Origin of the sequence: Paenibacillus hebaui (assembly GCF_051934385.1) — a bacterium.
Classification (GTDB): domain Bacteria; phylum Bacillota; class Bacilli; order Paenibacillales; family Paenibacillaceae; genus Paenibacillus.
Window position 1 is genome coordinate 5,746,808 of sequence record NZ_CP196836.1, and the last position, 14,898, is coordinate 5,761,705.

13 protein-coding genes and 1 pseudogene are annotated in these 14,898 nt (G+C 43.5%); 3 read left to right on the forward strand and 11 right to left on the reverse strand.

Annotated features, from left to right (window positions below; genetic code table 11):
• Positions 1–671: 671 nt before the first annotated feature.
• The 6 genes and pseudogenes from ACR32F_RS26095 to ACR32F_RS26120 form a co-directional block, all read right to left on the reverse strand.
• Positions 672–827, reverse strand: a pseudogene (locus ACR32F_RS26095) (LuxR C-terminal-related transcriptional regulator); the annotation flags it as partial.
• Positions 828–1,148: 321 nt separating this feature from the next.
• Positions 1,149–2,141, reverse strand: coding sequence for a YhcN/YlaJ family sporulation lipoprotein (locus ACR32F_RS26100; protein WP_440112228.1), 993 nt, complete (start codon positions 2,139–2,141; stop codon positions 1,149–1,151).
• 223 nt (positions 2,142–2,364) lie between these two features.
• Positions 2,365–3,372 carry a DUF4340 domain-containing protein gene (locus ACR32F_RS26105; protein ID WP_440112231.1) on the reverse strand — a complete coding sequence of 336 codons (1,008 nt, stop codon included), beginning with the start codon at positions 3,370–3,372 and terminating at the stop codon, positions 2,365–2,367.
• A complete protein-coding gene (locus tag ACR32F_RS26110; RefSeq protein ID WP_440112233.1) occupies positions 3,369–4,769 on the reverse strand; it encodes a GldG family protein in 1,401 nt (466 codons plus the stop codon). The genes ACR32F_RS26105 and ACR32F_RS26110 overlap by 4 nt, the downstream gene beginning before the upstream one ends.
• Positions 4,770–4,773: 4 nt before the next feature.
• Positions 4,774–5,490, reverse strand: a complete 717-nt coding sequence (locus ACR32F_RS26115) for an ABC transporter permease subunit (RefSeq protein ID WP_440112235.1) — start codon at positions 5,488–5,490, stop codon at positions 4,774–4,776.
• Entirely contained in the window at positions 5,487–6,665 is a 1,179-nt protein-coding gene (locus tag ACR32F_RS26120; RefSeq protein ID WP_440112237.1) for an ABC transporter ATP-binding protein, read from the reverse strand. The genes ACR32F_RS26115 and ACR32F_RS26120 overlap by 4 nt, the downstream gene beginning before the upstream one ends.
• 249 nt (positions 6,666–6,914) lie before the next feature.
• Between ACR32F_RS26120 and ACR32F_RS26125 the strand changes: the two genes are divergently transcribed.
• Positions 6,915–7,988: a glycosyltransferase family 4 protein gene (locus ACR32F_RS26125; RefSeq protein WP_440112238.1), complete on the forward strand. Its 1,074-nt coding sequence runs from the start codon at positions 6,915–6,917 to the stop codon at positions 7,986–7,988.
• A 128-nt stretch (positions 7,989–8,116) separates the two neighbouring features.
• On the opposite strand, the gene ACR32F_RS26130 is transcribed toward ACR32F_RS26125, so the two are convergent.
• Together ACR32F_RS26130 and ACR32F_RS26135 are read right to left on the reverse strand one after the other, a co-directional pair.
• A complete protein-coding gene (locus ACR32F_RS26130) occupies positions 8,117–9,601 on the reverse strand; it encodes a DHA2 family efflux MFS transporter permease subunit (RefSeq protein ID WP_440112240.1) in 1,485 nt (494 codons plus the stop codon).
• Between the two features lie 258 nt (positions 9,602–9,859).
• Complete coding sequence (locus ACR32F_RS26135; protein WP_440112242.1) at positions 9,860–10,216, reverse strand: hypothetical protein; 357 nt, start codon at positions 10,214–10,216, stop codon at positions 9,860–9,862.
• A 185-nt stretch (positions 10,217–10,401) separates the two neighbouring features.
• Between ACR32F_RS26135 and ACR32F_RS26140 the strand changes: the two genes are divergently transcribed.
• Together ACR32F_RS26140 and ACR32F_RS26145 are read left to right on the forward strand one after the other, a co-directional pair.
• The gene (locus ACR32F_RS26140; protein WP_440112244.1) at positions 10,402–11,637 is read left to right on the forward strand and encodes a glycosyltransferase family 4 protein; all 1,236 of its coding nucleotides are present in this window, start codon (positions 10,402–10,404) and stop codon (positions 11,635–11,637) included.
• Entirely contained in the window at positions 11,637–11,804 is a 168-nt protein-coding gene (locus tag ACR32F_RS26145) for a hypothetical protein (protein WP_440112246.1), read from the forward strand. The genes ACR32F_RS26140 and ACR32F_RS26145 overlap by 1 nt, the downstream gene beginning before the upstream one ends.
• Before the next feature lie 126 nt (positions 11,805–11,930).
• On the opposite strand, the gene ACR32F_RS26150 is transcribed toward ACR32F_RS26145, so the two are convergent.
• From ACR32F_RS26150 to ACR32F_RS26160, 3 genes are all read right to left on the reverse strand, one after another.
• Positions 11,931–12,578 (reverse strand): putative bacteriocin export ABC transporter, encoded by a 648-nt coding sequence (locus ACR32F_RS26150; protein WP_440112248.1) that lies wholly within the window; start codon positions 12,576–12,578, stop codon positions 11,931–11,933.
• Positions 12,575–13,339 (reverse strand): hypothetical protein, encoded by a 765-nt coding sequence (locus ACR32F_RS26155; protein ID WP_440112250.1) that lies wholly within the window; start codon positions 13,337–13,339, stop codon positions 12,575–12,577. Before ACR32F_RS26155 ends, ACR32F_RS26150 begins: the two co-directional genes overlap by 4 nt.
• A gap of 576 nt (positions 13,340–13,915) precedes the next feature.
• Positions 13,916–14,803 carry a hypothetical protein gene (locus ACR32F_RS26160; protein ID WP_440112252.1) on the reverse strand — a complete coding sequence of 296 codons (888 nt, stop codon included), beginning with the start codon at positions 14,801–14,803 and terminating at the stop codon, positions 13,916–13,918.
• Positions 14,804–14,898: the final 95 nt, after the last annotated feature.

The window sequence follows — 14,898 nt, forward strand, 5'->3', positions numbered from 1 at the left end:
TAAGATTATGCATTTTTGTATCTACGATTGATTCGATCTATTTTCACATCAGCAAGTACATATTTAGAGTATATACCCTGCCTCATACATTCACCACAATATGACCCGACTTCAGTTTGATTTAAACGAATTGTCTTTCGACATCTGCTACATTTACACTTCACAAGCCCGTTTCTCAGCTCATCATATTTCTTAACAAAGGGCTAATGTCTTTCCATTAGTGTATCCTTCTTTAACTCGCTGCTTTTTACGATGATTGTTTGGTTTAAACCTCACTAAAAGAACCAACTCCTTACATTTTGATTCTTTCTATTGTAACACGTTTCGACATAATAACCCAAGTTTTTACATCATAATACAACAAAAAAAGCCCTCTAAGGGGCTGTATTTGAGAAGTCAGGCGGTGTAATATTCATTAACTGATTCCATGTCGTTTCAAGGACACCAGTGAAACCATTTGCGAATAGTTTGTGTGCAGATACATTTGGGATTGCGTAAATTAGTGACCCTATAATGATAGCGATGGTAATAATTTTCGGTAACTGAGTTGCATCAAATTTAATTACGCGTATGTTATTCATCTCCTTGATTATTATAGGGATATTATACCATGTATGAGAATTCACCTTCCACTTCACCCCGAGTAACGTCTATTTATGATTAATTTCAAACTGCATCACATTCGAAATATGGTTACGCACCGTTTTCTCGCTGATGAATAACTGCCCTGCGATGTCACGCGTCGTTTTGTCCTGAACCAGTAATTCGAATACTTCGCGTTCACGGTGGGTCAACAGAAATTTACTTTTATGATCGATACCCTTCAATGTTCACCCCTCCTTGCTCGGGTTTTGTTGGTGTAACAAGGTTAAGGGGATACAGTCAACTCATCTTATGTCAGGTCAAGGGCGTTGGTTCAGTTTTATAAGAAAAATGGGCAGTGAATTGCAGTTTGGAGGAATAATGGCTATGTAGGTACAAAAGAAGTAGAACGGTTATTGTTAATTTGAATGTAGTCCCATGAAAACGTGCTGTTTATCTTTTACTGAAAATCATTATTTCGAGTACCACCATCCCCCTACAAAACAAACATGCCCCTGCAACTCATGTTAACCATCAGCGCAGAGGCATACTTGTTCAACTTGTATTTACCGATTCATGCGATTCATCATGCCATCGTTGTTGTTACGGTTCAGCATGCCATCACCAAGTACACCATCACGGTGATTCGAATTCATGGCATTGGTTGGGAAAATTCGCTCAACCATCGATTGGAACGTATCGATCATGCCACTAACCGGGTTACCATTGCGAATGTCTTTGGCATACGTTTCCGCATGTTGGACAAATTCGGGGTTGGCAGACACATATACGTTCTCAACGTTTGGCGCAAACTGTTTGATTTTCGCCGAGATTTTGCCCTTAATCTCATCGGATGTGTTATCATCCGAGCTATCTACACGCTGTCCTTCACTCTTCATTCCATAATGGCCATCGCTCATGGTGCGGGCTTTGCCGCTGTTCGTCAAACCGCGCATCATGCCATAAGATCCGGTGCCCATTGTTCCATAGATGCTGCGGTCATTGCCCATATGGCTGCGATCGGTTGCCGCATCTGTGTTCAATCCTGGAGCGATACCACTTGTGCTGTATGGCGACATCGTTCCAGTTCCACCATGTACACGCATACCACCCATGTCCTGACTCATGCTTTCACTTCGCATGGTTCCGTTCGCGCGATTTCGCATCGTCCCATTGGGAGCACCATTCCTATTATGGTTCATCTTGCTATCCATTTTACCTGTGTGACCGTCTGCCAAACGAACAGCAACATATGCATTACGATCCGTTAAAAGGACATTTGCCGATTCTACTTCCTTCATTTCGGAAATGCGTTTCGCCAAATCCTCACTGACCTTCATGTCCTTGACGTTGTGCATCCGATAATTGTTGGCGCGAATTCCATCCATTCCATTGGACTCAACACCATAACGGTTAATGCCTTTCGCTTCATGACGAACATTTTGAGTGTTCATATTATTATCTTTTGTATTGGTTCCACATCCCGTTAATCCTGCCATGACGAAGATTGCAGTAGACAAAGATAAGCTGATTGCTTTCGCCTTTTTCGCTGCTGGCATGTCTCATCCTCCAATGTTGTTGGTTTTGGTCACAAGGATAGGATGCTCTTCTACACTCACCGATATGCTGAAAGGATATGGAACATAAACCTCTATTTATGGCGGGATAAGGCCAACAAAAAGACGATGCTTGCACAAAGCACAGCACCGTCTTTATATAACAACATTTCAGCCTCTTTCAATTGTCTTCTTAACGGAAGCTCTCGCTGCATCTCATCATCCCTTACTTGGAAGATGAAGTTGAGTCAGTAGCAGCATCTCCGGTTGAAGAAGGTGCGCCTGATTCTTTTATCGTATCCGGAAATTTCTGTGCTTCCGTCAAAGCATTTGCATCCATTGCATAAGCCCATTGACCGTCTGGTGTGATGACCCAGATCCGGTCCGGTTCCGATGGAACGATAAGTCCCCGGTAAACATCGGTTACAGCCTCCCCGTTAACCGTCTGCTCAACAGACAGGGTGAACCGCGGTACCGTCCCTTTCAACTCGGAAGCTTTGCGGACTTCATCCGCTGTAGACAGGTTTTTAATTTTGCCAATAAGGGATATGGCATCTGTGGGTTCAATAGTCTTGCCATTCAACGTCCATGATTTATCTGCTGTACCGTCTTCCGAAGCCGATTTGAGCATCCAGGTGGCTGCTTCACCTTCCCAATCCAAGGACTCGACATTCGTCTCATCCATCGTAAACGGTGTTGTATCCAGTAGATCATGGCGTGACAATTCTATGCCGCTTATGGTTTCTGTCTTCACAGCAACCACAGGTCCTGAATCTACCCGTACATAGCGTGCATCATCTGCTGGCAGCTGACCACCAATAACCAATGTGATCTCACGATTATCCTTGAGCTTGATGTTTAACGTAGCTGCATTACTGCCCAACCCATACTTATCCAGATCTGTCGGCTCTGCCTCTACAATCAACTCCTGATCTGCACTGCTCAAAACATCCAGCCAACTACTCACGGTATAACCGTTAAGAGGGTAAGCTTTTGGTTCCACCATGCTCCATACGCCGTTCTTCAATTCTAATTGCGATGTTGAAGACTCTGCTGTGCCTGATGCGTCTGCATGGATGTCATGAATCGTGATGGACTGTATGTCGCCAGACTGAATGCCAAGCAGCTTTGTCTTCTCCGCTTCTTCTTCACGAAAATAATTCTGACTGGCCGCATAAACCCAACCGATAATCAGTACCAATACGACCAGAATCGTTGGGACCCATTTTCTCATACTCGTCTGCGCCTCCACCATAAGAATACACCTATCATAACAAAGATGAGCGGGAAGGCCACAATGGCCACAAAGAAAATGGTTCTGGCCTGCTTACCATCCAGGTAAGCCATCTGATAACCGGATTGTATACGTGGCCGGATGGTCACCCCATCCTCTTTTTCACTCAGATAATTAACGGCATTTAGAATAAAGTCTCGATTGCCGCCACTCGCAATTTCGGAGTCCTGCATGAAAATGGATGATCCCAGGATCACGGCCTTCGGTTTGCCATCGGTCGTATCCGCCGCATATCCCAGCTCGACAGGACCTTGTACATCCTGATCCGGATCATTGGATGTCTCATTTTGCAAGAGTCCTGCAATGTTCGTCTCACCATAACTGTCATTCGATGAATGAATCAGGGGCGACAGCTTGTAGTTATCCTGCTCCTTGCTGGTCAAGGCAATCGACAGTGACAGCATTGGATACAACTTGCTCGCCGCAAGCTTCTCTGTAATGGCATGTGAGCCATACTCCGGTACAACCCAGAGTGGCCCCATTGTGCTGGCCTGCTGGTTATCCACCATGACAGCATGTTCATCAACTACGCCATAATCTGTCATGAGTGAATCAATATTTTTCCAATTTACTTTCATATCTTCATGGAAACCAAGGGACAGCAGCATTTTGCCACCGTTGCTCAGATAAGTCCGAATGGCTTTCAATTCGGTATCACTGATGTCGCGCTGCGGCCCGATGATGGCGAGTACGTCCGCCTCTTCGGGAACCTGACCTGCCTGATTCAGTTGTAATTCTTCCGTCGTAATATTGTTCTGTTCCAGAGATGATCGCAGGGTAGTTAACTGATCCATCCCAAGTTCCTCATGTCCTGTCAGGAACACCATTTTATGCGTTTCCGTCGAAGACATATTCATTAAGGCTTGTGTCAGTTTTTCCTCACCTGTGAACTGGTGCGATCCATCACTTCCATCACTTCCATCAACAGCCGTGAACAGACTGGCGATATCAATGACTTTGTGCTGATCCCCCTGTTCCAATACGATGGAGCTGCCTGTGATGCCGTATTTCGAAGCAAGTGCAGGCTCCTGCGTCAAATTATACTGCTTCATCGTCAGTTTGCTATTACGTTTTGTATATTCCTGAACCATATCCGTTACTTCGCGGTTCAAGACCGTGTTGTTGGCATTTTCAACGGTTAACACCAGAATGTTGACGTCTTCCTTTACGTTTTTGATCGCGGTAAGGGACTGGTCTGATAAAGTATATTGTTTGTTTGAGGTCAGATCCAGTTGGAAGCCGCCAAGCGAATTCAGGAACAGGGTCAGCAAAATAAAGATGCCAATCACCGCTACAGACAACACGGTACTGTTGGTATGACTTAACCATTTTTTCATCTTCTCACCTCCACCGCTTCCGTTCCACAATTTGAATGCTTAACAGCAGAAACACACCTGAAAGCGTTACATAATACAATATATCTGGACCACTCAGCACGCCCTTGGTAAAGCTGTCAAACCGATTCGTCAGCGCAAATGGGTCCAGCCATTGCTGTAAAGCCGACCCGGTATTGCCTGCAAATGAATCAAGCATCCACAATACGAGCAATATAATAAAACCAGCGACCGCAGATACCATCTGGTGCTGGGATAGCGATGAAGCAAACAGTCCAATCGCCATCATGCTTGCGCCCAGGAAGAAGAGACCCAGGGCCGACAGCCAAACGGATGTCAGATCCAATTCACCGAAGAAGGACATGATGAACGGGTAAACCAGGCTGCACAGAATAAGGACGACAAGAATGGCGAGAGAAGCCAAATATTTACCGAAAATAATCTCAGTAACCCGTACAGGAGAAGTCAGCAGCAGCTCATCCGTTCCCTGCCTGAATTCCTCTGCCACCAGTCTCATGGTTAACAACGGTACTACAAACAGCAGCATGGAGAGTGTGTCTCCAAGCACAAGGCGATAATCCACAATACTGGGTTGGTAATACACAAAACTGGAATAGAACAGCAAACTTGTCATCAGTACATAAACAGCAAACACAAAATACGACGTGGGTGACAGGAAGTATGCCTGCAGTTCCTTATTGCAAACGGCCATCATACGCCTCATTTGGAACCCTCCCCTGAGCTGGAATCGGTCGAGTCTGTCCCAGACAACGTTGACTGATCCACGTCAACATCTGTATCTGCCCCCGTACTTGTTGTATCTGTTTTTGTGCTTGTATTTGAAGTTGTACTTATATCCTGATTGGCAACAGCATCTGTTGTCTGTTCAGCAAGCCCTGTATCGATGTCAGCGATATTCGTCGAATCCGTTTCCGTCGTCGTGAGCTTCATGAAGACCTGCTCCAGACTGAGATTTTCCTTCTTCATCTCCAATATAGGCAACCCCGCACCGGACAAAAGGTAGAACAGCTCTTCCCTGAAATCAACCGAAGAATTTCCGGTAAGTAACATTTTGACCGTATCCGAAGACTCTGACGTATGTGAAGTATCTTTGGCGGTATTTGCATCCGACGCCTGAATGACTTCACTCCGCACCTTTTCCCATGGTGTTAGCACGTTATGTAATTGCTGCTCCGTTGCCTTCACCTCAATGGAGACCTTGAAGTTATCCCCCATTGCTGATCCAAAATGCTGCGGCGAACCATCCAGCACGAGTTGTCCCTGATTGATAATCAACATGCGAGTACAAAGCGTACTCACTTCAGGCAAAATATGTGTGCTGAGCAGCACCGTATGATTCTCACCCAATTCACGGATCAGATCCCGTATTTCAATAATTTGGTTTGGATCAAGTCCAGAAGTCGGCTCGTCCAGCACCAGCAGATCCGGTTTGTGAATTATGGCTCCAGCAAGCCCAAGGCGCTGCTTGTACCCTTTGGACAGCCCACGAATCAGTTGTTTTTCCCGCCCCTGAAGACCAAGCCTGCTAACCATCTCACTGATTCGCAATTTTACTTCACGTGCCGGGACATCTCTTAGATTAGCCACAAATTTAAGATACGACTGCACCGTCATATCCAGGTAAAGCGGTGGTGTCTCTGGTAGATAGCCGATCTTGGAACGAACGCTCCGGCCCTGATCATGCACCGATATACCATCCACTGTGATCGAACCTTCCGTTGGATGCAGGTAGCCGGTTATCATGCGCATCGTTGTTGTTTTTCCCGCACCATTCGGTCCCAGAAATCCAACAATCTCACCGCGCTCCATTGTGAAATCCAGTTGATGTACGCCGCGGCGTGCATCAAATACTTTGCTTACCTGTTTCACTTCGAGCACAACATTCATCCTTTCCCGTTAAAATACCCGTGTGCCATCATTCATTTCTTCAGATGGTCAACACGGGAAGCTTATTGTATCTTACGTGACATAACCTAAATACAGCTTAAAGTCACTTAAAAGAAACCTTAAAAAAATATGTCTAAAACGTGAACAAACCTTCATTCACCCACACCGTGTGCTTTGGGGCAACGTACCATACAGTAGTAGGAGTATGAGATCCTGAACAAAAGTCAGAGGGTGAGCCGTGTGAAAGTATTATTCACATTTTATGTACCAAGCGGTGGCGTGGATACGTTAAATCGATTGCGCACCGCCGTTCTGAAACGTCATGGCATTGAAGCGCATGTACTGTATCTCAGCGCAGGCGCTGGATTGCAGAATAACAGCGACACGCCTATCTACACCGCATCCAGTGATGAGGATATCCATCATTTACTTCACACTCAACACTATGATGCCATTATTGCCACTTCGGACATTGCCATGCCCGGCCGTTTGAGAGGTCTCGGGTATAACGGCCGAATTATATTTGAAGCTCAGGGACTCGGGACGCGTGATCAAGCTCTGGAGACGATCCAAATGGGAGTGCCTTACCTGCAAGCCCACTGCAACGCTGCAGTTATTCCTCCTACCGATCATTTGCTGGAAATGTTCATTCATATCTGCCCTTGGCTTCATCGGTTCGTGATTCCCAATATGCTGGACACCCATACGTTTGCCCCAATCTCAGTGGAAACCCCACCCTATCCCGTTTTGGCATGGGTCGGACGCTTGGAACACAACAAAAATTGGCGGGAATATTTAGATATATCCAATGAAATCATTAAAAAAAATTCTAAAGCCAGACTATGGTTGTTCCACGATCCAACCCTGGCACATCCTGAAGATGAAGTGATGTTCCGGCACATGCTTGCAGAATACGGGCTTGAAGATCGGATTGGCATTTTCATTAATGTACCCCATTTCCAGATGCCTACGTTCTATTCCATGATTGCTGCTTCTGGAGGCATCATGCTGTCCACTTCCCTGCTTGAGGGATTTGGCTATGCGGTAGCTGAAGCCATCAGTTGTGGCTGCCCGGTACTCAGCACGGACTCGGACGGTGTACGTTCATTTATCACACATAATAAGACAGGAAAATTCTATCCCATTGGCAATGTAAACGCAGCAGTCGCCGAAGCACTGGACTTGATGAACAACACGGAGCTGCGTGAATATATTCGTATCCAGGGCAGACAGCATATGAGCTTGTCTTTCTCGCCGGATCGGTATGCCACATCTTTCAGAGAAATGATGACAGCCTTGAGCATTTTCCAATGAGTACAGCAAAAAGGCAGTTCAGAAAGATTCTCTGAACTGCCTTGCCTGGTTGGAATTCTTTTGTCGACCAATTATTGTGTATGCACCCAACTACAGTGTAAATTCATGAGATTGGCTTGCTCAATGAATTAGTGCCCCATCATCATTGCGGGATCAGGCTGATCGCCGGTTTGAAGTGTATCTTCCTGCATCTTTTTCGGTTTACGCAGAATTAGACTGAGCAGACATCCAAACAATGCAATGCAAGCTGTCAGGAAGAAAGTATCGTTAAAGCCAGCTACCATTCCTTTTACAATCGCTGCGCCCTCCGTGCCCGTTGTGTTGCTTGCAATATGGGAAGTCAGGAATCCGGTCAGGCCAGCAACTGCAAAAGACACAACCACTTGTTGTGCAGCAGCAGTAAGCGGTGTAACCCGTCCTACCAACTTACGCGGCGCAGCATTCAGAACATGAGTATTAAGTGGCATCATGGACAGACCCATACCAAGTCCCATCATGACTAGACTAATAATGATCAGGCCAAGACCTGTCTCTGCTGTAATGGAAGACAGAATAAACAGGGCACCCGAGATGATACCCAGACCCACGAAGGCCAGAGGTCTCGCCCCAATTTTATCAAACAATCGACCACCAATCGGCATTCCCACACCCGAGGCCAGAGCCTGCGGAAGCAGAATCAGTCCTGTTTCCAGCGCGGTATATCCTTTGATCTGTTGCAGATAGAGCGGGATCAGAATCATCGCTCCGAACAGGGCAATTTGCGATACCCATGCCAGAATAATTCCCCGTGTGAAATCAGATGATTTAAACACACGAAGCTCCAGCAATGGATTTTTGTGACGAAGCTCCACAATAACGAACAGAATAAGCGCTACTCCCCCTACAGTCACACCTGTCAGTGTGGATGCAGACGTCCAGCTTGTTCCGCCTTCACTCACGCCATAGGCGAGCATCGAGAACGCGATTGGCGCCAGAATGATACCCAGCAGATCAAGCGCAGGCGTGCGTCCTCGATCCGTATCGGGCAGGAATTTGATACATAAAATGAACGCAGCAATACCGATCGGCAGATTGATCAGGAAGATCCAGTGCCAGCTTAAAGACTCAATGAACCATCCTGATAATACTGGACCCATTGCAGGAGCCAGAAGCATTGGAATCCCAAGCATACCCATGATCGAGCCTCGTCTCTCAGGAGGAGCCAGACGGAAAACCATCGCCATACCGATGGGAGCAACCATGCCCCCACCAAGTCCTTGAATGATACGGTAAATGATCAGTTGTTCAGGCGACTGTGCAATCGAGCATAATACCGACCCCAGCGTAAACATCGCAATCGTGAACAAAAATACTCTTTTGGCACCGAATCGATCGGTTAACCATCCCGCCAGTGGAATGACGGCTGATAAAGCTAACGTATAACCCGTTACGGTCCATTGAATTGTCTTCAGATCTGTTTCAAAATACTGGACCAGATTCGGAATCGCAACGTTAACCACCGTACTATCCAGAATGACCATGATCATCCCAACGATAATAGACAGGAGTGGCAAAATAATCGTTTTGATCGAAAACTCTGCCGCTTCCTGAGGAACTGCTGTTTGGTCTTTCACTCTCTCCACACTCTTTTCCGGCATAGAGGCATTATCAGCCTCTCCATTAGCCTTATATTGACGACTTTTTCAAACTTTTGTTTTAAACCGTCGTTTTAAACCTTTGTTTTAAATCATGTTTTAATTCTAATGAAAATACCTTTGCTGTCAAGCTATATTTTTAGAAAATATGGAATAGGTAGCACACCAAAAAATGGACCAGGTCTCTTCCCTGCTCCACCCATTGGGTTCAACTTACTCTTTTCAGATGTGACCGTATTAATCCGCCAGCTTGATCATCTGATGCTCCGACAGTATGCCCAGCGTCTGACCGTGAGCACTCCTGCAATACATACGAATAACCAGATGATTAGGAGAAGAGCTATTACTGATAATCCTCAGTTCATAAGGCTCAGACGACACATCCAGATTATGAATGATCCGGTTACCGCCCATTCCGCCAGGACTCGATCCAACATAAAAAAGATGGCGATACAGCTCCCCGGCAGTGCTTGCTCCACCAACAAATACATCCGTACCTTCCTCGCCTACATAAGCTAACTCAATGTCCATGTACTTCACTGGAACCTGAAGCTTTAGCAAGTTCTCATGAATCTCAAGCAAATATGCGGCCAATGTATATTCCTCCTTCGGAGCCTAAACCTTCCTATTACATATGTTATGCTACCTCTCATCCATTGCCATTCGCATTCACCCATTTTTAAGTATTTACACGGAAATGCCCGACCTTCCGGTCCTCTTTTTTCATAGAATAAAAGGATAGAAGCTCGGCCTGTGCAGGCCGTGACAAGGAGGTAGCTATGAGAGTTCTGCTCGTTACGTACTGGGAGCTTACACATATGGGTGGCATATGGACATATGTAAAACAGCTTGCCGAAAGGCTGATGGCACTCGGTGTAGAGGTCGATATCATGGGCACAAATGGGGCCAATAATGAAGTTTATGTCCGAAATCTGAACCGTGCATTCTCAAAGGATAAAGTATGGCCCATGCTGCAAGCCAAGCTTAATCCGACCGATTTGCCCCAATTCACAGCCGACTCTCTTCTGGCTTATTATGAATTGAACAGATATGCCTTCGAGATGGCTGCCGCATATCTGGGCGTAGATCACTATGACGTCATCCACGCCCAAGATCCTGTAGCCGCCGTGGCGATGAAACGCATATTGAATCACAACACACCGCTGGTCACCAGCTATCACGGGGCACTTGCACGTGAAGCCTTCTACGATGCCCAAAACACCAACCCGCAGCTAACCCTTGCTGCATACTTACAATCCAAACGCGGACGCTATTTCCTCTCATTGGAAGAGCGAAGTGCTGAACAATCCGAGCTGATTCTGGTCTCCAGCCACTGGATTAAAAGCACACTAACGGAGCTAAGGGTACCCGAATCAAAATTCCGGTTAATCCCCTATGCTGTTGATCTGCCTGCCTATCGTGCATCTGCATCGGTCAAGTTCCGACAGCGACCACCTGCTGGCAAGAAGGTCATTGCCTTTACAGGAAGGCTGGAGTATATCAAAGGGGTCCATGTTCTGATCAAGGCACTCTCCAGCTTGAAAAAAAGTCGCTCTGATTGGGTCTGTTGGATAGCAGGTGATGGGAATCTGATCCATGAACTGCGTTCGCAGGCCATAGAGGCTGGTGTGGGGAATGATGTCGTCTTCTGGGGCAAGCTGGATAATATTCCTTCATTCCTGCAACGTGCCCATATCTATGTACAACCCAGCCTGCAGGATACACAACCGTTCTCTGTTACCGAGGCACAGCTTGCCGGTGTACCCGTCATCGTCAGCGGCACGGCAGGTATGCCCGAAATGATTGACCCTGAACGTACCGGCTGGGTAGTTCCGCCGCAGGATGCAGATGCTCTCAGCGCACTGTTAAATGCCCTCCTGCACGATGGTGCCGCCCGAGCACGAGTAGGTGCACAGGCCAAAGCCTGGGCTGAACAACATCGTTCTCTGGAAGAGATGGGTTTGCGTACGTTACAGGTCTACCATGAAGCCATTCAAAGGGGAGGTCACCGATAATGACACTGCTTGTACCTAGTGATCTGTATAATCGTTTGTTTTCCACCCCTGTATCAACGACTCATATCGAGGTGGATTACGCTGTAATGAATGAATTAATGAGGAAGTTGCCCAAAGGGTACGTATTCCCTGATCCCGTATCCATGGCGATATTGAATGGTAAGTGAGATGAGGAATAACAAAGAAGGCAGGCCCCTACTCTACAGGGAGCCTGCCTATTTCAATCCAACTATACTTCGCCAGACTTTATGGTAAACATCTTAACTCTCGTTTTATTTCATTGCATTATATTTTTATAATTCTTCAATACGAATGACTCTATTAAAGTAAGTAAGTATGTTTGTATTATGCGTAACAACCACAATAGTTTTTCCTTTTCTGTTTAATTCTTTTAAATTATCTAAAATATATTTTTCATTTTGCTCATCCAAGCTTGCGGTCGGCTCATCAGCAAGAATCAAATCACTATCTTGCAGTATAAGTCGTATAACGGCAATTCTTTGTTGCTCCCCCCCACTTAGCTGATACACCATTTTCTTTTTCAAGGCGGTGAGCGCAAATTTATCCAGGTAATGATCAATCATTTCATTCTTGGCTTTTTTATTCATCTTCTTATATTCCAGAGCCAAGCCCAAATTCCAAAGTACAGTTTCATCATCCACCAAACCATAATTCTGAAATAAATACCCTATTCTCTTCCTCCTCAGCAGCATCGCTTCTTTGGAATGTATTTTAGGATTCCGGTGTCCAAATACATGCAAGTTTCCTTCATCTTTACTCGTAATCAAACCAATTATATTTAATAAAGTTGTTTTTCCTTTTCCGCTTTCACCCGTAATTGCGACCATTTCACCTGTATTTATGGTTAGATTCATCTTAGATAATACGGCCGAACCTTCAAAGCTTTTTCCAATATTAACAAGCTCAATTTCATGCATCATGATCCTCCCCGTAATATCTTATGAATATTTCTCACAATAACCAACCTATATAGCACAAATAAAATAATGATGTCTACCAATAAAATTAATAAATATACTATTAGATTAAATGGGATGAAGAACTTGAAAAAGGCAGCAGTTAACAAAATGAGTGTAATTAGCAAACGAGATCTCAGTATTCTGAAATTACTAAAACCCAAACCGTACTTATTAGCCAAATTTTTTCTGTTGAACATTATATCAATATAGTTAGATATATAAATTACAAAGACTAACGTAATTAAAAACAGGATAACAAATATAAAGGATTGTTGCATGTAAAATTCCGTAGAACTTATTTGACTTTGAAAAGGTGTAATCAATGAACCTTCAATAATTAAGTTTGATAAATTAAATCTTTTGACTTGAGTCGAAAATTCCTCTCTACTGCCTGCTTTAATAATTATGTTCCCTTGGTTCAGCTGGTCATAATAATAAAGATCATCAAATTCACCCTGATCCAATATTATAATAGGATCTTCAATCTCTTCCCCTGAAAGCTCCCCCCTGTCACCTTTACCCAGCAATTCAGGTTTCAAACCGTTCGCGATATATCGAATTTGCACTGACTTTATAAACTTAGAATTGGCGTTCTCGATTTCATAATTTTCATTATAACTTAACAAAGCATTATATCTTTGCGTATAGTATTCAATGATTTTTTGTTCATATTGCTTTTGCTTCTCAGGAACCAGTATTGTAGGTTCGTTGATACTGTTCAAGTTGATTGGCCTGCCCTGAGGGTCCAGAAGATCAACAAAAGCATTTAAATAGGTATCATTTACAATAATATGATTTTCTCTGAAATCGGATAGAACTTTTTCTCGTGTAGTTCCTCTGCGTTCTAATAAACTAAAAGAGAGCTGAGATAATACATTGGAAAGATTGTGAACATATAACTGATCCGAATCACTAAAATGTTGTGATATTTTTTTTACAGAATCCCCATACTGAACAAGCAGATCTTTATTTTGAAGGGCCTTTTCATACTCGTCTGAATTGTATCCAATGGACGTATAATAGTTTCCTAAATCAGCAAACTTATCATAAGTATGTAATGCTTCTTTGTATTTAATGAAATTTTGCGAAAAAATAGAGGCAGATACTGTGATATATAAGTTGAACTAAAGATATATTCACACGTACACTCCGATGACAGAATAACCTTCCAATCGCTGTTATCCCCAGATTTTTTTGATTTCCTTTTCTCAAGGGAAAAATCCGGTGATAAAGGCGAACGCTTCGCTTTTTCAGGTTTTTTCTGTCCTCTCCGTTTCTGTGTAAATGATTATTTCAACTTATATAGATAAAATCAATAAAATTTTCACAGCATATAAGCTTAGATTTAATCGGTTAGAATAAACTTTATTTTTAATCATTAGACTGATATCGATATATTTGAGGCTGACCTGGGTGATAAGCAGCATAATTAAATTCATAATTCCAATAATCAATAAATAATCAAATAACAGGTAAAAGTACCGTGGCACAATGTTACCTAGACTTAAGTAATATACAATGTGTAAACAAAATATGGTTGGAATAATTATACTCTGTAACAATGCAAGTTTTTTTAAAGAGATCGTAATCATACGTAAAGCTGAGAATCCAAGAACCTTTTTTACTGCATTCACCTTTACTCTTGTAAAGGTATAAATAAAAAAGATAAGTTGAGATAATATTAAAAGTATCCCAAAATTAATTGAATTATATTGAAATATCTGCTGATATCCGATCATAACTGAATCAGATTTTAAAGTGATTCCAACATCATTTGAGATTCTATCTAATACATCTTTATTGAGATTGGTGGAAAAAGACCCATCACTATCTATGAATTCTTCTTCTGTTAATGCATAATAACTGAATGTTTTATTAGGTGAAGTTGAGTTCAGCCTATTTAAATTTGCCAAATCACTATGATATATCTCATAAATCATTTTATTATCGTTAGATACAGGAGTTTTTATCAATTGAACTTTGCACTTGTTATCGTTTTCACATTGCTCATTCAAACTCTTATATAATTTTCTGAGATTATCCCCGTTGTAATTTTCCACACTATAGGAACTTAACGAATCATCTCCAAGATGGTTGAGTTCGAAAATTGGATAGATCGTCTGATTAAATATGATCGATAATAGCAATAGTTGACCCAGTATAAAAATAAAAATTGCCCTAACCATGTTTTACCACCTTTAAGCAATCATTTGTGAAACAAGAAGAATGGCATCCTTGATGTACCTTAAGTATAGTTAATCAGTGATTATGTGAATTATTT

What these genes read in the sequence shown, in the direction of transcription:
- ACR32F_RS26100 (WP_440112228.1), bottom strand. Translation starts at nt 2,141, where the DNA reads ATGCCAGCAGCGAAAAAGGCGAAAGCAATCAGCTTATCTTTGTCTACT.
- ACR32F_RS26105 (WP_440112231.1), bottom strand. Translation starts at nt 3,372, where the DNA reads ATGAGAAAATGGGTCCCAACGATTCTGGTCGTATTGGTACTGATTATC.
- ACR32F_RS26110 (WP_440112233.1), bottom strand. Translation starts at nt 4,769, where the DNA reads ATGAAAAAATGGTTAAGTCATACCAACAGTACCGTGTTGTCTGTAGCG.
- ACR32F_RS26115 (WP_440112235.1), bottom strand. Translation starts at nt 5,490, where the DNA reads ATGAGGCGTATGATGGCCGTTTGCAATAAGGAACTGCAGGCATACTTC.
- ACR32F_RS26140 (WP_440112244.1), top strand. Translation starts at nt 10,402, where the DNA reads ATGAGAGTTCTGCTCGTTACGTACTGGGAGCTTACACATATGGGTGGC.
- ACR32F_RS26145 (WP_440112246.1), top strand. Translation starts at nt 11,637, where the DNA reads ATGACACTGCTTGTACCTAGTGATCTGTATAATCGTTTGTTTTCCACC.
- ACR32F_RS26150 (WP_440112248.1), bottom strand. Translation starts at nt 12,578, where the DNA reads ATGATGCATGAAATTGAGCTTGTTAATATTGGAAAAAGCTTTGAAGGT.
- ACR32F_RS26160 (WP_440112252.1), bottom strand. Translation starts at nt 14,803, where the DNA reads ATGGTTAGGGCAATTTTTATTTTTATACTGGGTCAACTATTGCTATTA.